The organism is Chitinophaga rhizophila, from assembly GCF_019492185.1.
GTDB lineage: Bacteria > Bacteroidota > Bacteroidia > Chitinophagales > Chitinophagaceae > Chitinophaga > Chitinophaga rhizophila.
This window is the reverse complement of sequence record NZ_JAICCF010000002.1, coordinates 781,533-804,694: the sequence shown is the minus strand read 5'-3', so window position 1 is coordinate 804,694 and position 23,162 is coordinate 781,533. Positions and strand designations below refer to the sequence as shown.

Sequence of the window (23,162 nt, the reverse complement as noted above, 5' to 3'; positions counted from 1 at the left end):
ATATGTTGAACTCAAAAATTCCTGCCGGTTCATTAGACAAGAAATGGGAAGATTATAAGGGGCACTGTAAGCTGGTTAACCCGGCTAACAAGCGCAACATGGAAGTGATCATAGTGGGTACCGGTCTGGCAGGGGCATCTGCCGCTGCATCTTTGGGAGAGTTAGGCTATAAAGTGAAGGCGTTCTGTTTTCAGGATAGCCCACGCCGTGCGCACAGTATTGCTGCGCAGGGTGGTATCAACGCTGCAAAGAACTACCAGAACGACGGTGACTCCGTTTTCCGTTTGTTTTATGATACTGTAAAAGGTGGCGACTACCGTGCCCGCGAAGCGAATGTGCATCGTCTGGCAGAGGTAAGTGGCAATATTATAGACCAGTGCGTGGCACAAGGTGTTCCTTTTGCCCGTGAATATGGTGGATTGCTGAGCAACCGCTCTTTCGGTGGTACACAGGTACAACGTACCTTCTATGCTGCCGGTCAGACCGGTCAGCAGCTGCTGTTAGGCGCTTACTCTGCACTGGAGCGTCAGGTAGCACTGGGTAACGTTACTATGTACAGCCGTCACGAGATGCTCGAAGTAGTTACGATCGATGGTAAGGCGCGCGGTATCATCGCCCGTGACCTGATCACCGGTAAACTGGAGCGTCACTTCGGTCACGCAGTTCTGCTGTGTACCGGTGGTTACGGTAACGTGTTCTACCTGTCTACAAACGCTATGGGATCTAACGTAACAGCTGCCTGGAAAGCTACCCGTAAAGGTGCTTACTTCGGCAACCCTTGTTATACCCAGATCCACCCTACCTGTATCCCCGTTTCCGGCGACCATCAGTCCAAACTGACACTGATGTCTGAATCACTGCGTAACGATGGTCGTATATGGGTACCTAAAAAACAGAACGACAACCGTAAACCTTCTGATATTCCTGAAGAAGAAAGAGACTACTACCTGGAAAGAAGATATCCTGCCTTCGGTAACCTGGTACCACGTGACGTGGCATCCCGCGCTGCCAAAGAAAGATGTGATGCCGGTTATGGTGTAGGTAGCTCAAGACAGGCGGTATACCTGGATTACGCAGCTGCGATCGAGCGTTATGGTAAGATCGAAGCAAATAAACGTAACCTGCACAACGCTTCTTCTGCAGACATTACTAAACTGGGTAAAGAAGTAGTTGCTGAGAAATACGGTAACCTCTTCGATATGTATGCAAAGATCACCGGTGAAAACCCATACGAAGTACCAATGCGTATCTACCCTGCAGTACACTATACCATGGGTGGCTTGTGGGTTGACTATGAACTGATGACTTCCATCACCGGTCTCTATGCACTGGGTGAAGCTAACTTCTCTGATCACGGCGCTAACCGTCTGGGTGCTTCCGCACTGATGCAGGGTCTGGCAGATGGTTACTTCGTAATCCCTTACACACTGGGTAACTACCTGGCTGACGATATCAGAACGAAAGCTATCCCGACTGATCATCCTGCTTTCGTTGAAGCAGAGAAGCACGTACAGGATACTATCAATAAAATGATGAGCATCAAGGGTACCAAATCCGTTGACCACTTCCACAAGAAACTGGGTAAGATCATGTGGGATAAATGCGGTATGGCACGTAACGAAAAAGGTCTGAAAGAAGCAATCGTGGAAATTCAGCAGTTACGTGAGGAGTTCTGGAAAGATGTACGTATCCCGGGCGATGCTAACGAGTACAACCCTGAGCTGGAAAAAGCAGGCCGTGTGGCTGACTTCCTGGAGCTGGGTGAACTGATGTGCGTAGATGCACTGAACCGTCGTGAATCCTGTGGTGGTCACTTCCGTGAAGAGTCCCAGACAGAAGATGGTGAAGCACAACGTGACGACGCTAACTTTGCATACGTAGCTGCATGGGAATATAAAGGACCTAGCCAGTTTGAGCTGCATAAAGAGCCACTTGAGTTTGTAGAATGTAAACCAACTCAGCGTAGCTATAAATAATATTCACAACAGTAATAGTCCAATAGATATGGAACATTATAACATGAATCTCACACTTAAAGTGTGGAGACAGAAAAACACAGACGCACAGGGACATTTTGAAACTTACCCGGTTTCAGGTATTTCTTCCGAAATGTCATTCCTTGAAATGTTTGACGTGTTGAATGAGCGTCTGATCAATGAGGGTAAAGAGCCTATCGCATTTGACCACGATTGTCGTGAAGGTATCTGCGGAGCTTGTTCCATGCACATCAATGGCCGTGCACACGGTCCATGGGCTGGTACTACTACCTGTCAGCTGCACATGCGTGCGTTCAAAGATGGCGATACCGTTACTGTTGAGCCATGGAGAGCAGGATCTTTCCCTGTAGTAAAAGATCTGACTGTTGACAGAGGTGCTTTTGACCGTATCATCGCAGCAGGTGGTTATGTATCTGTAAATACAGGTAACGCGCAGGATGCTAATAATATCCTGGTGGCAAAAGATAAAGCAGATGCGGCATTTGCTGCAGCAGCCTGTATCGGTTGCGGCGCTTGTGTAGCAGCTTGTAAAAACTCTTCAGCGATGCTGTTCGTTTCCGCTAAGGTATCCCAGCTGGCATTGCTGCCACAGGGTCACCCGGAAAAGAAAACCAGAGCGCTGAATATGATCGCTCAGATGGACTCAGAAGGTTTCGGTAGCTGTACCAACACCGGCGCTTGCGAAGCAGAGTGTCCTAAAGAGATCTCCCTGACAAACATCGCACGACTGAACCGCGAATACATCGTCGCTGGTTTCAGCTATGAAAAATAGTAGTTGTCAAGATTGTATTGGTGAATACCATGTTCCCCCTCGCTAAAACGAGGGGGATTTTTTTTGTATATTGTTTAAGTTAAAAAACCCTTCAGCACTCAAATTTTACGTTATGACAGACAATTCCAGGAGAAAATTCCTCCGCAACCTAGGAGGTACAGCTGCCTTGTTTGGCGCCGGTTCATTGGCAACCTTCGGGAAAGAACAGGTACATCTGCTGCATCCCGATACCCGCATCTCTGCCAATGATAAGATCCGTATCGGCTGTATCGGTATGGGTATTATGGGCTTCGGTGACGTAGATACCGCCTTGAAAGTGCCCGGTGTCGAATTTGTAGCCGCCGCCGACCTCTATAACGGACATCTGGATAAGGTGAAAGAAGTATACGGTAAAAATGTGTTTACTACCCGCGATTACCGCGAACTGCTCAACAGGAAAGATATAGATGCAGTCGTCGTCGCCACCCCCGATCACTGGCATGATACTATCTCTATCGATGCTATGGAAAGAGGGAAAGCTGTTTACTGCGAAAAACCTATGGTGCAGCAGGTGGAAGAAGGGCATAAGGTGATTGCCACTCAGCAGCGTACAAAGGCTGTTTTTCAGGTGGGTAGTCAGCGGGTGAGCAGCATTGCCCTGGCCGAGGCAAAGAAGCGTTATGAGGCCGGAGAGATTGGTCAGCTGAATATTGTGGAGGCCCGCATGGATCGCCATGATGCTTTAGGAGCCTGGCAGTATTCTATTCCCCCGGACGCTACTCCCGGCAATATCGATTTTGATACTTTCCTGAAAGATACTGCCAAACTACCCTTCGATCCTGTACGCTTCTTCCGCTGGCGTAACTACCGGGCATATGGTACAGGCATCCCCGGCGATCTGTTTGTACATCTTATCTCAGGCCTGCACTACATCACCGGGTCCCTAGGCCCCGAGCGTATCTACTCCAGCGGTAACCTGGTACAATGGAAGGATGGACGCGATGTGCCTGACGTAGTAGTGGCTATCTTCGATTATCCCGAAACAAAAACACATCCTGCCTTCCAGATGACATTACGTGTGAACTTCGCCGATGGTGGCGGGGGAGGAGAGTTTACCCGCTTTATAGGCACCGAAGGTGTACTCGAACTTGGATGGGATGACTTTAAGATAAAGAAACATAAGCTGGCCGCTGCACCTGGTTATGGAGGATGGGATACCTGGAATACTTTTACCAAAGCTACGCAGGATGCTTATGTAAAACAGTATAATGAGAAGTATCCGCCCGATCAGCGGAAGCCTGCACAACGCTCAGAAAGTGCGTATGCCGCGCCAAAGGGGTACGATTCCCGCCTGGATCACTTTATTAACTTCTTTGAGGCGATGCGTACAGGCAAACCGGTTGTAGAAGACGCCTCTTTCGGACTGCGTGCTGCTGGCCCGGCACTGGCTGCCAATGAGAGTTATTTCAATAAGAAAGTGATCAACTGGGATGCGCAAAAAATGAGAATTGTGTAACAGTAATAGTATTACATTCGTAACCTCAATTTGTCACCTATGAGGAAAGCCGCTGCATTTGTCATAATGTTGTCAGGCATGGGCCTGTTTGCCTGTAAGGAAAATAAGAAAAGTATGTCAGCCGAAACTAAAACAGCTAAACCGCCGGTAGCGGAGCAGATAGATACTACAATGACTATCCATGGAGATACCCGGGTAGATAAGTATTATTGGATGAATGACCGCAATGATCCTAAAGTCATTGCCTATCTGACAGCCGAAAATAAGTACCTGGATACAGTCATGGAGCCTCATAAAGAACTGAGGAAAAAGCTGTATGAAGAGATGAGGGGCCGTATCATGGAAACCGATGCCAGCGTACCTTACCTGAAGAATGGTTATTACTATTACAGCCGCTTTGAGAATGGAAAGGAATATCCGATCTATTGCCGTAAAAAAGGTAGTCTGGAGGCCGCAGAAGAAGTAATCCTGAACGTAAATATATTGGCTAAAGGATACGAGTATTATCAGGTAGGTGGCTTGTCTGTCAGTCCGGATGCTCAATGGCTGGCATATGGTGTTGATACTGTAAGCCGTCGTAAATACACGATCTATATCAAAAACCTACAGACCGGCGAATTGCTGACAGACGCTATTCCGGAAACATCCGGCAGCGTTGCCTGGGCAAATGATAACAAAACCTTCTTTTATACTGTTAAGAACGCAGTTACCCTGAGAGAAGAACGCGTGCTGCGACACGTGGCCGGTACAGATGTTAAGCAGGATAAAGAGATCTTCAATGAAAAAGATGAGACCTTCTATGTAGGTGTCGAGCGTTCCAAATCAGGTAAATTCATCCTGATACAGAGCAGTAGCACTGTGTCTACCGAATACCGGGTATTGGATGCTTCAAAGCCGGACGATGCTTTCCGGACCTTTGAACCTCGTAAACGCGACCATCTGTATGAGGTTGATCATAAGGATGACAAGTTCTACATCGTTACCAACTGGGATGCGGTTAACTTCAGACTGATGGAATGTGGGCTGGAAAAGACTACCCGCGACAACTGGAAAGAAGTACTTCCTCACCGTACAGACGTGCTCTTACAAGGTATTGAACTGTTCCGGAATCATATGGTGCTCAGCGAGCGTAAAAATGGTCTTACACAGCTGCGTGTGATCAACTCACAAACAAAAGATGATTATTACCTGCAGTTTGACGAACCGGCATATGTGGCATCTATCTCTGTCAACCCGGAGTTCGATACCAAAACCCTTCGATATTCCTATACTTCTATGCAAACGCCGGTATCCACGTATGATTATGACATGGATACAAAGAAAAACGAACTGCGTAAAAGACAGGAAGTACTGGGTGGATATGACCCTAAGAACTATGTGACAGAGCGTGTATATGTCACCGCCAGAGATGGTGTTAAGGTACCGGTATCCCTGGTGTATAAAAAGGGGTTTGAAAAGAACGGTAAGATGCCACTGTTACTATACGGATATGGATCTTATGGACACAGTATCGAACCTTCCTTCAGCAGCAACCGTCTAAGTTTGCTAGACAGGGGCTTTGCCTATGCAATTGCTCATATCAGAGGGGGCGAAGAGATGGGCAGACAATGGTATGAAGATGGTAAGCTGTTTAAGAAAATGAACACTTTCACTGATTTCATAGACTGTGCCGACTACCTGGTGAAGTCACATTATACTGATAGTTCACATCTGTATGCAATGGGCGGTAGCGCTGGTGGTTTGCTGATGGGTGCAGTAATAAATATGCGTCCGGGTTTATGGAATGGCGTGATCGCTGCCGTGCCTTTTGTAGACGTAGTAACGACTATGCTGGATGAGAGCATTCCTTTAACGACCGGTGAGTTTGACGAGTGGGGTAATCCTAAGAAGAAGGAATATTATGACTACATGAAATCGTATTCTCCTTATGATAATGTGACAGCCCAGGCTTATCCGAATATGCTGGTAACAACAGGACTGCACGATTCGCAGGTACAGTATTGGGAACCTGCCAAATGGGTAGCCAAACTACGAGAACTGAAAACAGATAATAATATGCTGTTGATGCATACGAATATGGAAGCAGGACATGGTGGAGCGTCAGGTCGTTTCAAGATGCTGGAAGACATTGCTTTGCAATATGCTTTCCTGCTGGATCTGGAAGGTAAGTAACTGGTATACTGAATCAAAGCACTACCTGATATCTTCAGGTAATGAAATAAAAAAAATAGGCTGTCTCAAAATATTGAGCAGCCTATTTTTATTTCGCTATCTGATAGAATCAGGTGCTTATTCAAGCTATGCTGAAGACGTTTCTTTGTTGTTGATGCCTCCACGTTTTCGTTTATATCATCAGCTCAGGGAGCTATATATTCAGTCTTGACAGTTTCCCCCAGAAAGATTTCCGTCTGTTTTTCAAAGATCACCGGATCATCTGTTGTAAAATACTTGTGGCCACCGTTTTTACTGAGCCGTATTTCCATCTCCGGATGTCTGTGCAGGTAGTCTTTCAGACTATGTGCGACAATCTTACCCTGCGAGAGCAATGTGATGCCGCCAGGCAGGAACTGCCTGATCTTTTTAGTGAGAATCGGATAATGCGTGCAGGCAAGTACAAGCGTGTCGATGTCAGGTGCGTCAGTGAGTATCTGATCCAGGTATTTCTTTACGAAATAGTCGGCTCCTTCACCATCTGCTTCTCCGTTTTCAACAATGGGTACCCACATCGGACAGGCCAGTTGATGCACCTTCACATGGGGGAAGAACTTATTAATCTCTATCGGATACGATTCGGATGCTACCGTACCTTTAGTAGCCAGAATCCCTACTTCACTGCTTTGTGTAAGTGTACCTACCATTTCTGTTGTAGGCCTGATCACACCGAGTACCCGCCTGTCAGGCGCTATCCTTGGCAGATCTTTCTGCTGGATAGTGCGCAGCGCCCTTGCTGATGCAGTATTACATGCCAGTATAACAAGTGGGCAGCCCTTATCAAACAGATGCTGCACACACTGTAGTGTATAGGTATGTATGGTGTCAAAGCCCCGGTTGCCATATGGCGCGCGGGCATTATCGCCAAAGTAGACATAGTCGTATTGTGGTAGCGTAGCTATAATTTCTTTCAGTACGGTTAGTCCGCCGTAGCCTGAATCAAAAACACCGATAGGCCCTGTCATTGATCATCCTTTTTTTTCATGAGTCCTTTACCTGTCAGGTCGTAAATTTCCTGGATATTGTGCAGGATACCTTCAAAGTCGATTTTCAGATCAATCAGGTTACCAGTATAGAGGTCATATACCCAGCCATGTACGGTAGGATATCCGTCATTTACATATGATTGTTGTACTGCTGCTGTTTTGATCACATTTACACACTGTTCCTGTACATTGAGTTCTACCAGTCTGTTAAAGCGCAGGTGATCTTCTTCGATTTCATCCAGTTCCTGACGATGCAGGCGGTATACGTCCCGGATATTGCGCAGCCATGGGTTCAGTATACCAAGATCGGCAGACTGCATAGCTGCTTTTACGCCGCCGCAGTTATAATGACCACACACAATAATATGCTTTACTTTCAGGTGGCGTACTGCGTAATTGATGACTGACATTACGTTAAGGTCAACGCTGTTAACAAGGTTGGCAATATTGCGATGCACGAATACCTCTCCGGCGTCAAGTCCCATGATCTCATTAGTAGGTACACGGCTATCACTGCAACCAATGTAGAGATAATCAGGATTTTGTTCTTTCGCCAGCTTTTCAAAGAAAGACTTATCCGTAGCAGTTTTATTAGCTACCCACAGCCGGTTGTTGTCGAAGATTTCATCGTAACTAGTCATGACGTATGCAGTTTAAGTTAAGGTGATTCAAATGGTATATTATTCCTGTGAGCGGTAAAGATAAGTAAAGCGGTCATAACTGTTTCATCAGCCGTAGGCGATAGGCATTCATAGCGCTCTGACCTAGTTTATCTGTTAGCCGGTGATTAACATATGCACCTACAGCTGCGCCTATTACCGGCATAAGTTGCAGCAGCTTAGCCAGATCAAGATAGTCACGGTATTGCTGCTGGAAGTTACGCCAGTCAAATGCGTTGATATCATCCGGCAGGTCCTTGCTGTAATTATCCCAGTCTGCAATAGCAGGGTAGAGGCGGTTACGGAAGTCCTGCGTAGAGAAAGTAATAAAGAAAATATGCAATATGAACAGCCTTTCCCTGTAATCATCTACGTCTTTGCCATATAATGCTGCAATGTCAAACAGCATTTTCATCTTGATGGTCAGAAACAAAGGGAAATCAGCCAGTCCGAGCAGAATACCTCCTGCGCCTGTCAGTGCGCCTTCTGTAGCAGCAGTCGTTTTATAAAACGTGATCCGGGACTTCACACGAGCTTCCCGTACGGCCAGGTCGTGTTCATATACCGGCGGCGGACTGATGAAGCCTGCCCCTGATATTACGCCCCGGGTCATCTGTTTAATTGCGGTAGTCATCGCGCGATGTACCTTTTCGGGAATAACGCGGTTGATTTTCCTCTGTACCCCCCGGGAGAGCCTCCCGGGAAGGCTAATCCCGCGCTGCATGGCCTTCTGCCATGTTCTGAGCTCTTTCTTGACTTGTTGCAGATATACGTCCATATAGAGAATCTTACAAAGAATAAACCACAAAACAGGAAAACCAGGAACATTTAGTAACTTTGCGCCTTAAATTTCTTTAGCCAGCATGATCAGTGTAAAAAACGTATCGCTTTCTTTTGGAAAAAGGGTGTTGTTTGATGAAGTTAACCTCAATTTCACCAAAGGTAACTGTTATGGTGTGATAGGTGCGAATGGCGCCGGTAAATCCACCTTCCTCAAAATATTATCCGGTGAGATCGACCCTACCAAAGGTACGGTAGAGATTACACCAGGTGAACGCATGAGTGTTCTCAAACAGAACCACTTTGAATTTGATGAGACAACTGTACTGAACACAGTACTGATGGGTAATAAAAAGCTGTGGGAAATCGCAAACGAAAGAGATGCGATCTATGCCAAAGCTGACTTTACAGAAGAGGATGGTATGCGCGCCGGTGAACTGGAGGCAGAATATGGTGAAATGGGTGGTTACACCGCAGAAAGTGACGCTGGTGTAATGCTGGGCGATCTGGGTGTAAAAGAAGACGTGCATGGCTTACTGATGAAGGATTTGAGTGGTAACCTGAAGGTGCGTGTGCTCCTGGCACAAGCCCTGTTCGGTAACCCTGATATACTCCTGCTGGATGAGCCTACCAACCACCTGGACGTAGAAACGATCGGCTGGTTGGAGAACTTCCTGGCTGATTATGAGAACATTGTGATAGTGGTATCCCATGACCGTCACTTCCTGGATGCGGTTTGTACCCATGTGGCAGACGTAGATCGCGCCAAGATCCAGATCTTCTCCGGTAACTATAGCTTCTGGTATGAGTCTTCTCAGCTGATGGCTCGTCAGATTGCCGATAAGAACAAAAAGATGGAAGATAAACGTAAGGACCTGATGGACTTCATTGCCCGATTCAGTGCCAACGCTTCCAAAAGTAAACAGGCTACCTCCCGTAAAAAGGCCCTGGAAAAACTGGTTATTGAAGATATCCAGCCTTCCAACCGTAAATATCCTGGTATCATCTTCAAGCAACGTCGTGAAGTTGGTAACCAGATCCTGAATGTGGAGAAACTGGAGAAATCCACCGAGGGTACTACCCTGTTCAGCAATGTAACCTTCACTGTGAATAAAGGTGATAAAATCGCATTCCTGGCTAAGGAGCACCTGGCATTGACCACATTCTTTGAAATAATCAACGGCGAACAGACCGCTGATGGTGGTAAATATGAGTGGGGTACTACTGTAACTTCTGCTTACCTGCCTAATGATAACGCTAAATTCTTCACTGATCCTTCCCTGAACCTGATGGACTGGTTACGCCAGTTCGTGCCACCACACGTAACTGATGTGGATGAGCCGTTCCTGCGTGGCTTCCTGGGTAAAATGCTGTTCAGCGGTGACGAGATTATGAAGAAAACCAGTGTGTTAAGTGGTGGTGAGAAAGTACGTTGTATGACCAGCCGTATGATGCTGCAGGATCCTAACGTGGTAGTGCTGGATGAACCTACCAACCACCTTGACCTGGAATCTATCCAGTCTTTCAACGAAAGCATGGTGAATTTCAGTGGTATCGTACTGTTCACTACACATGACCATACATTCATGCAGTCAGTAGCCAACCGTATCATTGAGATCACTCCTAAGGGTATTATTGACCGACTGATGACCTTCGATGAATACCTGGCAGATGAGCGTGTGAAAACACTGAGAGAAGAAATGTACGGTGAAAAGATTGCTATTGCATAATACAGTCAGTAATTTGAAATCAGGGGTCGTTTGATCTCCGGTTTTTCAAGATAGAAAAAGGCGCTTCACTGAAGCGCCTTTTTCTTTATATACTGTTAGTTTATATCGTGTTACATCCTTTTCGTAGCTTGTATGTATCCTAGTCCTTTTATGCCAACCCCTAAACCTTCACTACTAATTGCCAATTAGTTTCTTTATCTGCTGCATCTTCTCCGAATCCAGCGGTTTCGTAATATACGCCATCAGCTCTGGTGTCCTTTTCACCTTTTGTATGTCCCTGTTGTCAATGGAAGAAGAGCACATAACAATGGGAATCTGCTGACCAAGGTTACACTTGATGTCCCGGTAGGCCTCTATGAAGTCCCAGCCGTTCATACGCTGCATATTCATGTCCAGGATAATCAGGGAAGGTAATAACTGGTTATCAGGTTGTTGCAAACGCTCCAATGCATCTTCCGCAGACAGGAAGGATGTCACTTTCAGTTTATTGTCGATCTGTTGTTCAAACATCTTTTTCAGGATGAAATGGAATATTTCATCGTCATCAACCACATACACCTGTTTAGTGTTTTCCGCCATATATACCTGGTTTAACGCCGTGAGTTTCTCTAACTGTAACAATTGGGGGCAACATTGTATGTAAGCTGATGTAATCCCCGGTTTTCACATGATGCAATCGGGTGCAAATAAACACTAATTAATTATAAATTTATATATGAATATTTATCAATAACTAATTGTTAACAAATTTTCAAAGGTAGTTTTCTTATTGATCGACTTAATAAGGAGTCCTTATAGAATAAAAAATCCCGGATGCCTGTTTCCTGTAGGAAAACGACATCCGGGATTCATATATGAAGATGTGACTATTAGAACAGTCCGCCTTTTTTCAGCGTCACTTTACCAGAACCAATTTTGAAACCATCGTGATAGATTTCTACTGCGTAATCGCCTGGTTTGAAATCGGAATTTTGTTTCCAATCCATGCTTACGCTCTGTTTCTGACCGGTAGCATAGTTAACTGTTTTCTTTGCAGTATACAGTTTTTCGGTACCATCTTCCAATGTAAATCTGCCAGAACCCAGCGCTTCTACAGCCAGCGGAGATCCATCAGGGGAAGTGATAGAAACATATAATTCTTTGTCACCGGTAGGAGCGATCCTGTTTTCATCCAGGTCGAAGGTTACGCGCATCATATCAGCACGTTTTGCTTTGGTTGTTTCTACCTCTTTACCGTTCTTTTTCAGATTAATAGGCTGCAGGTGAATGTTAGATGCATGTAATACAGAACCCAGGTTCACTTTCTTATTCAGACTGTCTCTCTGAGTGGTTACTTCATCTCTTTCTTTGCGGGCGTAATCACGCTCACCTGTCAGGACGATTTTCTCACCTTCCAGACGCTCAATTGTCTGCGTATAGTTCTCAATGTTACCTTTCAGGGTTTCGATCAGACGACGGGCTTCAGCCAGTTCTTTCTGCGTTGCGTTTTTGTTAGACAGGATACCAGAGATCCTTGCCTTCATATCCGCAATTTCTTTATCTTTTGTCTTCACGAGACTGTCCATGCGGCTGTTCTGGGAAATCAGATCATCCAGACGGGCATTTGCAGCATTATATTCCTGCTGTAAAGCATCTCTTGAAGTTGAAATTGAATCTATCTGTGTTGCCTGTTGAGCAATTTGATCGGTAGTTTTATTTTTGTCATACAACATATAAATCCAGGTACCGGCCAGTGCTGCTATCAGTATACCATATATCAGACCATTACGGCTTCTAGGTTTTTCAGGTCCAGGAGATCCTGCCGCAGGCGTGTTAAAAGTGTTCTCAGTCATAGTCGTTTTTGTGTTTTATAGTTTATTGTTATATGGTTAAATGTTCTTATGCAAATGTAATTGTTAAAAATACTTTATTACAAAAAAATATAAACCGTACAAAATAGTGTTAGCGAATATATCTTTAGATCAGTTATTGTTGCTTGATATTGAGACAACTCCCGCTGTAGCGGCCTTTAATAGCTTACCTGACAATATGCAGTTGCTCTGGACCGACAAAATTGCAAAAACTTTGCCAGATTCAGGGGACGCGGCAGAGGCATATGCAGACAGGGCTGGGATCTATGCGGAATTTGGCAAGATTGTTTGCATTTCCGTAGGCTTCTTCTGTGTAGAAAATGGTCGTTATCAACTACGTATAAAATCCTTCTCTAATGACGATGAAAAGGTTGTATTAAACAGTTTTTTAGAATTGGTGAATAAATTTCATCTGAAGTTTAATGGCTTTCAGTTCGCCGGACATAATATCAAAGAATTTGATATTCCTTTTATTTGCAGGCGATCTGTTATCCATCAGCTATCTTTGCCCCTGCCTTTGCAGATTCATGGGTTCAAACCCTGGGAGTTACCAATGCTGGATACCATGCAGTTATGGCGCTTCGGAGATTTCAAAAACTATACGTCCTTGAAACTCCTGACAGCGATAATGGGTATTACAACACCGAAAGATGATATTGACGGTAGTATGGTTGGAAAGGTATACTGGGAGGAACGTGATCTGGAAAGAATCTCCAGCTATTGCCAGAAAGACGTTTTAGCTGTAGGGCAACTGCTGATGCGCTTCAAAGGTATTCCCCTGCTGGAAGAGCATGACGTAGTATATACAAAATAATAAAGCATGGATTATCAGGATATTATATCAGACTGGAAGCAAAAGAAGTTCCGCCCCCTATACTGGCTGGAAGGAGAAGAAGATTTCTTCATCGATCAGGTGAGTACCTACGCCGAGCATCACCTGCTGGACGAAGCAGAAAAAGGATTTAACCTGACCGTCCTCTATGGGAAAGATACCGACTGGAGTACTGTAATTAATGCCTGCCGTCGTTATCCGATGTTTGCAGAAAGACAGGTAGTGGTCCTGAAAGAGGCCCAGTCTATGAAAGATATCCTGAAACTGGAGGCCTATATCGATAACCCATTGTCTTCCACCGTTTTCGTAGTAGCCCATAAGCAAGGTAAGATTGACGGACGTAGCAAACTAGCTAAGCTGATCAAGGAAAAGGGAGTGTTATTGACTACCAAGAAGATGTATGATAACCAACTGCCTGCCTGGGTAGACGCTTATGTGGTCAGCCTGGGAAGAGCTATTTCACAAAAAGCCGGTATCCTGCTGGTAGACCATATAGGGAATGACCTCTCCCGTATGGCTAATGAAATAGACAAGCTTTTGGTAAACCTGCCTCCAAATAAGAAAATCGATGAGAACGATATCGAAAAATACGTTGGTATCAGTAAGGAATACAACGTATTCGAGCTTCAGAATGCCTTGGGACAGAAAGACATTGCGAAAGTAATGCGTATCATCAACTACTTTGCCGCCAACCCGAAGGCGGGTCCGATACAGATGGTACTACCGGCTTTATACAACTTCTTCAGCAAAATGAACATGGTATTTGGTGTGAAAGGAGGAGAAAAGGAAGTGGCAGCCGCTCTGGGCGTACACACCTTCTTTGTCAAAGACTATGTGAACGCCGCCCGCCAGTATGGACTGGAAGGTACCGAAAAAGCTATCCTGCTGCTGCATGCTTATAACCTGCGCAGTATTGGTATCAATGATAGCGGTGTGGAAGATGGTGAGTTAATGAAAGAACTGGTATATAAGCTGATGTATTGATCAGGCGTTCAGTACTTTTCTGGCCTGCAGGCTGTCTTTATCCATCTGGGCAATCAGGGCATCTATATTGTCAAACTTCTGATTAGCTCTGATATAGCTGATCAGTTCCACCCGCAACAGTTTGTCATAGATCTCCTGACTGAAGTCAAAAATATGCGCCTCCACTCTCAGGTCAGTCCCGTTAAACGTCGGACGTGTACCAATACTCATTACGCCATTTAAAGGCGGTTGTTTATCCAGATGTACCTTTATTGCATATATACCCTCTACTGGTATCAGTTTTCTGGGATCCGGCAATTCCATATTGGCAGTAGGATAACCAAGCTTGCGCCCCATTTTATCGCCATGTACAACCTTCCCTTCAATGAAATAAGGATACCCCAGTAATTCATTGGCCAGTTCAATATTGCCTTCATTCAGACTTTTACGGATCTTAGTCGAACTCACAGCCAGATCATGTACGACCTGCTGAGGGATCTCAACCAGCTGAAAACCATACTGGTTCTGCTCTGCTTCCAGCAATTCCAGTCCGCCTTCCCGATTATGCCCAAAACGATGGTCATATCCAATAATAATAGTGTGAGGATTAAACTTTTCTATAAGAAAGTCTTCCAGGTACTCCCTGGCGGAAAGCTCCGAGAACTCCCGGGTGAAAGGTACAATAACAACATGGTCAATGCCCTGGCGGGATAACAATTCAATTTTCTCATCGAGCGTAGTCAACAGCTTTACTGGCGCGCCTCCAGGTTGTAATACCTCCCTGGGATGAGGGTCAAAAGTAATAATCACAGTCTCCCCATCACAGGCTGCTGCTGTCTCTTGCAATTGTTGAATAATATAACGATGACCGCTGTGTACGCCGTCGAAAGTTCCTATTGTAATAACAGCCCGCCTCAAAGCTGGCAAATGGGTGAGGTCCCTGTGTATCCGCATAAATTGCCTTAAACGATCAAAATCCTATGCAAATTACAACATTTAGATATCAGATAAGTGGCTAATCAGTTACTTTTGCAGCAGATTGTTCATTAATAAAATTATCTGGTGGATCAGAATATCTACGCGCAGCGCGGCGTTTCAGCCGGAAAAGAGGATGTGCATAATGCTATTAAGCATATTGACAAAGGACTGTTTCCGAAAGCTTTCTGTAAAATAGTGCCCGATATCCTGGGCGGACAGGAAGAATATTGCAATATTATGCATGCTGACGGAGCAGGCACTAAATCTTCTCTGGCTTATACTTACTGGAAAGAAACAGGTAACCTGGACGTGTGGAGAGGCATCGCTCAGGATGCCATCATCATGAACATAGATGACCTGCTGTGTGTGGGCGCTACCGAAAATATCCTGCTATCTTCCACTATTGGCCGTAATAAACAACTGATTCCCGGAGAGGTGATCGCTGCTATCATTAATGGCACTGAAGAGATCCTGGAAGAACTGCGCAGCCATGGTATCAGCATACATTCAACAGGTGGTGAAACTGCCGATGTAGGCGATCTGGTTCGTACCATCATCGTGGACTCTACTGTCACCTGCCGTATGAAAAGATCTGAAGTGATCTCTAATCATACCATACAGGCCGGCGATGTAATTGTGGGACTATCTTCTTACGGACAGGCGTCTTATGAGAAATTCTACAACGGTGGTATGGGTAGTAATGGCCTGACTTCCGCACGTCATGACGTATTTAATAAACAGGTGGCTGAAAAATATCCGGAGAGCTATGATCCGGGTATACCATATGAACTCATATTCAGTGGTAAGAAGTCCCTGACTGATAAAGTTGATATTCCGGGATTCGGCACAGTAGATGCCGGCAGACTTGTATTATCTCCTACCCGTACTTACGCACCTGTCATCAAACAGATACTGGAAGCATATCGCTCCCGTATACACGGCATGGTACATTGTAGTGGCGGTGCACAAACCAAAGTGCTGCATTTTATCGATAACCTGCATGTGATCAAGGATAACCTGTTTCCTGTTCCGCCATTGTTCCAGCTTATTCAGGAACAGTCAGGCACCAGCTGGAAAGAAATGTACCAGGTATTCAATATGGGGCATCGTATGGAACTGTATGTACCTGAAGAAATTGCGGCAGATATTATCAGCATCAGCAAGAACTTTAATATCGACGCCCAGATTGTTGGCCGTGTGGAGCCAGCTACTGTTAAACAGGTAACTGTGCGCAGCGCGCAGGGCGAGTTTGTATATAACTAATCTGACCGCAGAGGTAACAGGTCAGTTACGTATTTGTGCTGCCGCTCAGATCAGACAATATGATAAAAATGAAAACCGGATACCTGTAAGGCATCCGGTTTTTGTTTTTTAGTTGTGTTAGATATTACTTCAGACTAGTCCTGCAATACAAATCTGATAGGAAGATTGAAGGCTACGTTTACCGCCTCGCCATCTTGTCTCCCCGGATTCCATTTAGGCATTTCATTTACAACACGAAGTGATTCTTCTTCCAATCCTGCACCTATACGGTTACCGACTGTTTTAACGTTTTGGATATAACCGTCTTTATCTACCACAAAGTTGACAAAAATAGTTCCTGCTATATTTAAGTCCTGTGCCTCTTTCGGGTAATGGATGTTGCTGCTCAGGTAGCGCATAAGCGCGTCTTCTCCTCCCGGGTAGCTCGGCGGATCACTTACGAAAGTTAACACGTCGCCTTCCAGGGCTTTTTTAGCAGATGGATTGCCGGAGGTACTTACAGGCTTATCCTTTTTTATATTCAGATCCAGTTCCTGCTGGCAACCAATAGCGAAGCCCAGCAATAATACTATGGGGAAAATGATGATCTTTTTCATAAGTGTATAATTAGTGTTTTGGGTAAACAACATGAGTATCCGGCGTTTGACAGGTGACTGCGAGAAACTGTTGGTCAGCAGGGGTAACCTGGTCTGCAGGGTAATCTGCAATAAGGTGCGCGCATAATCTTCTTTTGCTTCTTCTTCGGCAGCAGCCCTGTCGGCCAGAAATTCATGCACCATCACCAACTCCTTTTTAAACAGGTGAAAGAAAGGATTGAACCAGCATACAGCACATACCAGTTGCATAAACAGTTTGTCGGCCGTATGTCTGGCCCGCACGTGTTCCAGTTCATGTTTCAGCATCTGACGGCCTTGAGGGGTGTCAGGAGTGGTTTCGTCAGACCAGAATATATCTCCGAAAAAGGAAAAGGTGGATTTCACCTGCGGATGTGTGATCATCCGGTAACCGTTACGCTGTGTTTTTTCTCCGCTGCGTACCAGGCGTTTTATCAGTACCCAGTTACGGGCTATATCCACCAGTAGTATCAGTGCAACAAGTCCATACAGCGTAATGGGCAACCATGATGTGATACTGGCACCGGCCTGCTGTACGGTGTGATTTACGTAGGCTACCACTATGATCATGTTCATCTCGTTGGCGGCTGCCGGAGCTGCCTGCACGGAGAACTGTAAGGCTGGTATCAGCAGGGAGGCAATAACTGCCAGCAGGATGAAACCCCTGTTCCAGCGGTGGAAAGGATTGTTTTTCAGTGCCAGTGCATAATAGGCATAAAGGATGCCTGAGCATACAAGCACCTTAATTGCGTAGGGGAGAAGCGCATTCATGGTTGATCTTTTTTAGCGTCCTTAATTTGTTCCAGTAATTGCTCCAGTTCATTTACACTGAGATCCTTTTCTTTCACAAAGAAGGAAACCATATCTCTGAAGGAGCCGGAGAAGTATCCTTTTACAAAATGCTGCATTGTGTTGCGGCTGTATTCTTCTTTTGAGATAAGAGCATAATACTGGTAGGATTTGCCAAAGGCTTTATAATCAACAAAGCCTTTTTCCTGTAATATTTTGATCAGGGTAGAGACCGTATTATAATGTGGCTTTGGTTCAGGCATCAGGTCTATCATGTCTTTTACAAATGCCGGCCCTGTTTTCCACAATGCCTGCATAACCTGTTCTTCCGCCTTGGTAAGTGTTTTTACAGTTGTCATAATCGGTGGCGTTTAGTTGTTATTCTAAAGGTATAACTACTTTTTTAGTTTACAAACTATTTTTTTAGTTGAATAAGATATGAGGTAATTTTATGACGTGGAACAATCCTAAATAGCTATTTTTGTTTTAATAAACCCATACGGCGAGAAATGACAGAACAACCGATTATACAATTATCCAATGTGAATATCTTCCAGGGAACGTCCCTGATCCTTGCTGACGTGAACATTACGGTGAACAAAGGAGAATTTGTATACCTGATAGGCAGAACCGGTACTGGTAAGTCCAGCCTGTTGAAAACGCTGTACGGAGATCTTTCCCTGAAAGAAGGTGCAGGACAGGTAGTTGGGTTTGATCTGAAGAAGATGGACTGGAAAAAGGTACCTTATCTTCGTCGTAACCTTGGCGTAGTATTTCAGGACTTCCAGTTACTTACAGACAGAACGGTTCAGGACAATCTGAAGTTTGCCTTGAAAGCAACCGGCTGGACTGACAATAAGAAGATGGAAGAGAAGATCAATGACGTACTGGACAAAGTAGGCTTAAATACGAAGGGTTTCAAAATGCCTTACGAACTCAGTGGTGGTGAGCAGCAACGTGTAGACATTGCCCGTGCTATGCTTAATTCACCAAAACTCATCCTTGCAGATGAGCCAACTGGTAACCTGGACCCTGAGACATCAGATGGCATCATGCAGTTACTGTTTAGGATCAGCAGGGAAGAGGGTGCGGCAGTAGTTATGGCTACCCATGATTATATATTATTACAGAAATTCCCTTCCAGGGTATTGCGTACCGAGAATGGCAAGGTTACTGACCATGCAAGCGTTACCTTTGTGTAATAATAACTGAATTTTTAAACGGACACGTTATTGGGCAAAGCGGGCTCTATCTTCCTGACTTTCAGCTGCTGCCGGGTTTTACCGGATGGGACTGACAGAATGGAAGGAGGCCAGGTGGATATCTTTTCAGGTAAAATTTTTACGAAATTGTTAATTCACAATATTTAATTTACCTTTGCCCCGGAAAAATAGCGACTAAATAAACCTTTATCATTTTATTATTTAATTATTAAGATGTCTTACTTAACTGTTGAAAAGAAAGCCAATATTTTTAAAGAATTTGGTGGAAGCGAGAAAAATACCGGCTCTGTAGAAGCGCAAATCGCACTGCTGACTGAGCGTATCAACAGCATTTCCAGTCACCTGAAAGAAAACAAAAAGGACTTTTCTACACACCGTGGTTTGATGAAAATGGTAGGCCAGAGAAAGCGTCTGCTTTCCTACCTTTCTAAAACTAATCTCACAGGCTACCGCGCCCTGCTCGAGAAATTAGGTCTCAGAAAATAATAGGAACTTTTTTATAACGCTATTCCCAACTTATAAGGTTGGGAATAGTTTTTTTTTAGGTATACCATTTTAATCTTCTCTTTTTATGAATCTGACACCTATCTCAGTTAATTTCGATATAGGAGATGGCCGGATCGTGACCATTGAAACTGGTAAGTTAGCCCGCCAGGCAGATGGTGCCGTTACGGTTCGTCTAGGCAACTGTATCCTGCTGGCTACGGTTGTTGCGGCAAAAACTCCAAAACCAGGACAATCCTTCTTCCCCCTTACTGTTGATTACCAGGAAAAATTTGCTTCTGCAGGACGTATCCCAGGTTCTTTCTTTAAACGCGAAGGAAAATTATCCGACTACGAAGTACTGATTTCACGTTTGATCGACCGCGCATTGCGCCCACTGTTCCCTGATGACTATTTCTGCGAAGTACAGGTACTGGTAAGCCTCATCTCTTCCGATCCGGAAGTGATGCCGGATGCACTGGCCTGCCTTGCTGCTTCTGCTGCACTGGCCGTTTCTGACGTGCCTATTCAGGAAATTATCTCTGAAGTAAGAGTGTCCCGTATAGATGGACAACTCGTTATCAATCCAAACCGTACTCCGCTCGAAAAGGCAGACATGGACTTCATCATCGGTGCTACTGACAAGAACATCATGATGGTGGAAGGTGAAAGTAAGGAGTGCAGCGAGGAAGATATTATCAAAGCAATTGAACTCGCTCACAATGCTATCCGCGTACAGGTACAGGCACAGGAAGAACTCCGTGCAAAAGCTGGCGTAACTGGCAAACGTGATTACGATAAACCATACGCGAATGAGGAACTGAAGGCTAAAATCAGCGATTTTGCCAAAGACCGCATTCTGGCAGTAGCTAAATCTGCATCTGCAAAACACGATCGTTCGGATGCCTTCGATAAAATCAACGAAGAACTGGTAGCATTTTTGGGTGAACTGCCTGAAGAAGACGCTCCACTGGTAGGTAAATATTTCCATTCTCTCGAGAAGGAAGTAATACGTAACATGATCCTGGATGAATCCATCCGTCTGGATGGCCGTAACCTTGATCAGGTACGTCCACTCAACATGGAAACAGATATCCTGCCTTCTCCGCATGGTTCCGCACTCTTCACCCGTGGTGAAACCCAGTCACTGACTACTGTGACCCTGGGTACCCCGGATGATGAACTGCTGATCGAAAGCGCTTCAACATCAAAATATACTAAGTTTATCCTGCACTACAACTTCCCTCCATTCTCTACAGGTGAAGTAAAACCTATGCGCGGTCCTGGCCGTCGTGAGGTAGGGCATGGTAACCTGGCTATGCGTTCCCTGAAGCAGATGATGCCAGGTAGCGAATACGCCTATACCGTGCGTGTAGTTTCTGATATCCTTGAGTCTAACGGTTCCTCTTCAATGGCAACCGTATGTGCTGGTTCACTGGCACTGATGGACGCAGGTGTACCTTTGCCTAAACACGTATCTGGTGTGGCTATGGGTCTGATCTCCCGCGCTTCTGATGGTAAGTGGGCTGTGCTCACCGACATCCTCGGCGATGAAGATCACCTGGGTGATATGGACTTCAAAGTAACCGGTACCCGCGATGGTATCTGCGGTATCCAGATGGATATTAAAGTAGATGGCCTGAGCATGGACGTAATGCGTAAAGCACTGGAGCAGGCACGTAACGGCCGTCTTCATATCATCGATGCAATGTATAACTGCATGGAAGCGCCACGTCCGGAACCAAAACCACACGCTCCTCGTATGGAGAAACTGATCATCGACCGCGAATTTATCGGTGCTGTGATCGGACCAGGTGGTAAAGTAATTCAGGAAATTCAGCGTGAAACCGGTACAACCATCAACATCGAAGAAGTTGGTGAAACCGGCGAAGTAAGCATCTTCTCTGCACAGAAAGAAGGGCTCATGAAAGCGCTCGAGTGGATAAAAGGTATCGTTGCTGTACCTGAAATCGGTGAAACTTACGAATCAACTGTTAAGTCAGTAATGCCTTATGGTGCATTCGTTGAGTTCCTGCCTGGTAAACAAGGTCTGCTGCACATCTCTGAAGTTTCCTGGAAACGCCTGGAAACAATGGACGGTGTACTGACTGAAGGCGAGAAAGTAAAAGTGAAACTGGTAGGTACCGATCCTAAAACCGGTAAGTTTAAACTGAGCCGTCGTGTACTGATGCCAAAACCAGAAGGTTATGTAGAAAGACCTGAAGGTAGCGAGCGTGGTGATCGCGGCGACAGAGGTGATCGTGGTGATAGAGGTGACCGTGGCGATCGCGGTGGACGTCCTCCTTTCCGTGGTGACCGTAACGACCGTGGTGGTGATCGTGGTGACCGTCGTGGTCCTCGTGATGGTGGCGACAGAAATGATCGCGGCCCTCGTCCAACGCCACCAGAAACTCCTCAGGAGCCAATGTTTGACGAAGAATAGTCTTATACATAGACTAAAACATATAGCAGCCGTTCTGTCTCACACAGAACGGCTGCTTTTTTTTCGCCATAATTATCCGTACTGAACAGTAACTGAACCGCACCTACTATTTTATCTGATAGTTAATATAATCACTACCTGCCCCTGTTTATAAATCGTATATTAACAGTCAGGTACACGCTATTTTCAGGTCTTCAAAAACTCCACAAAAGTGAAAACAAAGAGTATTTCATTACGTTCCCGGCAGGCAGCTATTGCCAGCCTGCTGCTTTTCCTGCTGCCCTGCCTGTTGCAGGCGGCACATCATACTCCTCCTAAAAAAGAGTATTACAGCATTCTTGTGTATCATCTGAAAGATGCAGCACAGGAAGCGCGTATGGACACCTATCTGAAAGACGCACTGATGCCGGCGCTGCATAAGGCTGGTACTGCACATGTGGGCGTCTTTAAACCGGTTGGTAATGACACCGCCGCAGATCGCAGGATATATGTATTGATACCTGGTAACTCTGCCGAACAACTTTTACAATTGCCCAAAACATTACTACAGAACAGTACCTACGTCAATGCTGCTAAAGATTTTATCGACGCCGCCTGGGATAACCCAACATTCCTCCGCCAGGAAACCATTATCCTGCAGGCTTTTCCAGGAATGCCTAAAATGGCACTACCCGGATTAACCGGACCTAAAAGTGAACGCGTTTATGAATTGCGCAGTTATGAAAGTCCGACGGATAAACTGTATCGTAACAAAGTAGATATGTTCAATAAAGGTGATGAAGTGGGCATCTTTAAACGGCTGGGTTTTAATGCGGTTTTCTATGCTGAAGTACTCAGTGGTAGCCGTATGCCTAACCTGATGTACATGACTACCTTCGATAACAAAGCTGCCCGGGATGAGCACTGGAAAGCGTTTGGCGCTGATGCTGCGTGGAAGCAACTGTTGGCTAAGCCGGAGTATGCACACAATATGAATAAGGCAGATATCATCTTCTTACAGCCTGCGCCATATTCAGATATCTGATAGAAAGAGCTATAGCATTTAATAACAAAAAGGCCGGAACGTATTAAGTTCCGGCCTTTTTTGCGACTGT

20 protein-coding genes are annotated in these 23,162 nt (G+C 45.3%); 12 read left to right on the top strand and 8 right to left on the bottom strand.

What is annotated here, in order from left to right; all coding sequences use genetic code 11:
• Positions 1-2: 2 nt before the first annotated feature.
• The 4 genes from K1Y79_RS12225 (at position 3) to K1Y79_RS12210 (ending at position 6,436) form a co-directional block, all read left to right on the top strand.
• On the top strand, positions 3-1,976 hold the full coding sequence (locus K1Y79_RS12225; protein ID WP_220250306.1) for a fumarate reductase/succinate dehydrogenase flavoprotein subunit: 1,974 nt from the start codon (positions 3-5) through the stop codon (positions 1,974-1,976).
• Between the two features lie 28 nt (positions 1,977-2,004).
• On the top strand, positions 2,005-2,769 hold the full coding sequence (locus tag K1Y79_RS12220; RefSeq protein WP_220250304.1) for a succinate dehydrogenase/fumarate reductase iron-sulfur subunit: 765 nt from the start codon (positions 2,005-2,007) through the stop codon (positions 2,767-2,769).
• 112 nt (positions 2,770-2,881) lie between these two features.
• Entirely contained in the window at positions 2,882-4,264 is a 1,383-nt protein-coding gene (locus K1Y79_RS12215) for a Gfo/Idh/MocA family protein (RefSeq protein WP_220250303.1), read from the top strand.
• A 39-nt stretch (positions 4,265-4,303) separates the two neighbouring features.
• Complete coding sequence (locus K1Y79_RS12210; RefSeq protein WP_220250302.1) at positions 4,304-6,436, top strand: S9 family peptidase; 2,133 nt, start codon at positions 4,304-4,306, stop codon at positions 6,434-6,436.
• 185 nt (positions 6,437-6,621) lie between these two features.
• On the opposite strand, the gene murI is transcribed toward K1Y79_RS12210, so the two are convergent.
• The 3 genes from murI to K1Y79_RS12195 form a co-directional block, all read right to left on the bottom strand.
• Positions 6,622-7,440, bottom strand: coding sequence for a glutamate racemase (murI, locus tag K1Y79_RS12205; protein WP_220250301.1), 819 nt, complete (start codon positions 7,438-7,440; stop codon positions 6,622-6,624).
• A complete protein-coding gene (locus K1Y79_RS12200) occupies positions 7,437-8,102 on the bottom strand; it encodes a carbonic anhydrase (RefSeq protein ID WP_220250300.1) in 666 nt (221 codons plus the stop codon). The genes murI and K1Y79_RS12200 overlap by 4 nt, the downstream gene beginning before the upstream one ends.
• A 73-nt stretch (positions 8,103-8,175) precedes the next feature.
• Positions 8,176-8,898, bottom strand: a complete 723-nt coding sequence (locus K1Y79_RS12195; protein WP_220250299.1) for an EcsC family protein — start codon at positions 8,896-8,898, stop codon at positions 8,176-8,178.
• An 85-nt stretch (positions 8,899-8,983) separates the two neighbouring features.
• Between K1Y79_RS12195 and K1Y79_RS12190 the strand changes: the two genes are divergently transcribed.
• On the top strand, positions 8,984-10,630 hold the full coding sequence (locus K1Y79_RS12190; RefSeq protein ID WP_220250298.1) for an ABC-F family ATP-binding cassette domain-containing protein: 1,647 nt from the start codon (positions 8,984-8,986) through the stop codon (positions 10,628-10,630).
• Between the two features lie 174 nt (positions 10,631-10,804).
• On the opposite strand, the gene K1Y79_RS12185 is transcribed toward K1Y79_RS12190, so the two are convergent.
• Together K1Y79_RS12185 and K1Y79_RS12180 are read right to left on the bottom strand one after the other, a co-directional pair.
• Positions 10,805-11,209, bottom strand: coding sequence for a response regulator (locus K1Y79_RS12185; protein WP_220250297.1), 405 nt, complete (start codon positions 11,207-11,209; stop codon positions 10,805-10,807).
• 290 nt (positions 11,210-11,499) lie between these two features.
• Positions 11,500-12,462 carry a DUF3450 domain-containing protein gene (locus K1Y79_RS12180; RefSeq protein ID WP_220250295.1) on the bottom strand — a complete coding sequence of 321 codons (963 nt, stop codon included), beginning with the start codon at positions 12,460-12,462 and terminating at the stop codon, positions 11,500-11,502.
• Positions 12,463-12,568: 106 nt separating this feature from the next.
• Here K1Y79_RS12180 and K1Y79_RS12175 point away from each other — a divergent pair, with 106 nt between their 5' ends.
• Positions 12,569-13,294 (top strand): ribonuclease H-like domain-containing protein, encoded by a 726-nt coding sequence (locus K1Y79_RS12175; protein WP_220250294.1) that lies wholly within the window; start codon positions 12,569-12,571, stop codon positions 13,292-13,294.
• Between the two features lie 6 nt (positions 13,295-13,300).
• Positions 13,301-14,296: a DNA polymerase III subunit delta gene (holA, locus tag K1Y79_RS12170; protein WP_220250292.1), complete on the top strand. Its 996-nt coding sequence runs from the start codon at positions 13,301-13,303 to the stop codon at positions 14,294-14,296.
• On the opposite strand, the gene K1Y79_RS12165 is transcribed toward holA, so the two are convergent.
• Positions 14,297-15,229, bottom strand: coding sequence for a bifunctional riboflavin kinase/FAD synthetase (locus tag K1Y79_RS12165; protein WP_220250291.1), 933 nt, complete (start codon positions 15,227-15,229; stop codon positions 14,297-14,299).
• 108 nt (positions 15,230-15,337) lie between these two features.
• Between K1Y79_RS12165 and K1Y79_RS29405 the strand changes: the two genes are divergently transcribed.
• Positions 15,338-16,516, top strand: coding sequence for an AIR synthase related protein (locus K1Y79_RS29405; protein WP_220250290.1), 1,179 nt, complete (start codon positions 15,338-15,340; stop codon positions 16,514-16,516).
• 134 nt (positions 16,517-16,650) lie between these two features.
• On the opposite strand, the gene K1Y79_RS12155 is transcribed toward K1Y79_RS29405, so the two are convergent.
• Both K1Y79_RS12155 and K1Y79_RS12150 read right to left on the bottom strand, forming a co-directional pair.
• Positions 16,651-17,901, bottom strand: a complete 1,251-nt coding sequence (locus K1Y79_RS12155; RefSeq protein ID WP_220250289.1) for a M56 family metallopeptidase — start codon at positions 17,899-17,901, stop codon at positions 16,651-16,653.
• Positions 17,898-18,278, bottom strand: a complete 381-nt coding sequence (locus K1Y79_RS12150) for a BlaI/MecI/CopY family transcriptional regulator (protein ID WP_220250288.1) — start codon at positions 18,276-18,278, stop codon at positions 17,898-17,900. The genes K1Y79_RS12155 and K1Y79_RS12150 overlap by 4 nt, the downstream gene beginning before the upstream one ends.
• Before the next feature lie 150 nt (positions 18,279-18,428).
• Here K1Y79_RS12150 and K1Y79_RS12145 point away from each other — a divergent pair, with 150 nt between their 5' ends.
• From K1Y79_RS12145 to K1Y79_RS12130, 4 genes are all read left to right on the top strand, one after another.
• Entirely contained in the window at positions 18,429-19,121 is a 693-nt protein-coding gene (locus K1Y79_RS12145) for a cell division ATP-binding protein FtsE (protein WP_220250287.1), read from the top strand.
• Positions 19,122-19,355: 234 nt separating this feature from the next.
• Positions 19,356-19,628, top strand: coding sequence for a 30S ribosomal protein S15 (rpsO, locus tag K1Y79_RS12140; protein ID WP_012794085.1), 273 nt, complete (start codon positions 19,356-19,358; stop codon positions 19,626-19,628).
• Positions 19,629-19,713: 85 nt separating this feature from the next.
• Positions 19,714-22,068 (top strand): polyribonucleotide nucleotidyltransferase, encoded by a 2,355-nt coding sequence (locus K1Y79_RS12135; protein WP_220250286.1) that lies wholly within the window; start codon positions 19,714-19,716, stop codon positions 22,066-22,068.
• A gap of 211 nt (positions 22,069-22,279) precedes the next feature.
• The gene (locus K1Y79_RS12130) at positions 22,280-23,092 is read left to right on the top strand and encodes an NIPSNAP family protein (protein WP_220250284.1); all 813 of its coding nucleotides are present in this window, start codon (positions 22,280-22,282) and stop codon (positions 23,090-23,092) included.
• Positions 23,093-23,162: the final 70 nt, after the last annotated feature.

Excerpts from the sequence above, each read along its gene's own strand:
- K1Y79_RS12215 (WP_220250303.1), top strand. The coding sequence starts at position 2,882 with ATGACAGACAATTCCAGGAGAAAATTCCTCCGCAACCTAGGAGGTACA.
- holA (WP_220250292.1), top strand. The coding sequence starts at position 13,301 with ATGGATTATCAGGATATTATATCAGACTGGAAGCAAAAGAAGTTCCGC.
- K1Y79_RS12220 (WP_220250304.1), top strand. The coding sequence starts at position 2,005 with ATGGAACATTATAACATGAATCTCACACTTAAAGTGTGGAGACAGAAA.
- K1Y79_RS12155 (WP_220250289.1), bottom strand. The coding sequence starts at position 17,901 with ATGAATGCGCTTCTCCCCTACGCAATTAAGGTGCTTGTATGCTCAGGC.
- murI (WP_220250301.1), bottom strand. The coding sequence starts at position 7,440 with ATGACAGGGCCTATCGGTGTTTTTGATTCAGGCTACGGCGGACTAACC.
- K1Y79_RS12210 (WP_220250302.1), top strand. The coding sequence starts at position 4,304 with ATGAGGAAAGCCGCTGCATTTGTCATAATGTTGTCAGGCATGGGCCTG.
- rpsO (WP_012794085.1), top strand. The coding sequence starts at position 19,356 with ATGTCTTACTTAACTGTTGAAAAGAAAGCCAATATTTTTAAAGAATTT.
- K1Y79_RS12225 (WP_220250306.1), top strand. The coding sequence starts at position 3 with ATGTTGAACTCAAAAATTCCTGCCGGTTCATTAGACAAGAAATGGGAA.
- K1Y79_RS12180 (WP_220250295.1), bottom strand. The coding sequence starts at position 12,462 with ATGACTGAGAACACTTTTAACACGCCTGCGGCAGGATCTCCTGGACCT.
- K1Y79_RS12150 (WP_220250288.1), bottom strand. The coding sequence starts at position 18,278 with ATGACAACTGTAAAAACACTTACCAAGGCGGAAGAACAGGTTATGCAG.
- K1Y79_RS12165 (WP_220250291.1), bottom strand. The coding sequence starts at position 15,229 with ATGCGGATACACAGGGACCTCACCCATTTGCCAGCTTTGAGGCGGGCT.
- K1Y79_RS12135 (WP_220250286.1), top strand. The coding sequence starts at position 19,714 with ATGAATCTGACACCTATCTCAGTTAATTTCGATATAGGAGATGGCCGG.
- K1Y79_RS12195 (WP_220250299.1), bottom strand. The coding sequence starts at position 8,898 with ATGGACGTATATCTGCAACAAGTCAAGAAAGAGCTCAGAACATGGCAG.
- K1Y79_RS12190 (WP_220250298.1), top strand. The coding sequence starts at position 8,984 with ATGATCAGTGTAAAAAACGTATCGCTTTCTTTTGGAAAAAGGGTGTTG.
- K1Y79_RS12185 (WP_220250297.1), bottom strand. The coding sequence starts at position 11,209 with ATGGCGGAAAACACTAAACAGGTGTATGTGGTTGATGACGATGAAATA.
- K1Y79_RS12200 (WP_220250300.1), bottom strand. The coding sequence starts at position 8,102 with ATGACTAGTTACGATGAAATCTTCGACAACAACCGGCTGTGGGTAGCT.
- K1Y79_RS12145 (WP_220250287.1), top strand. The coding sequence starts at position 18,429 with ATGACAGAACAACCGATTATACAATTATCCAATGTGAATATCTTCCAG.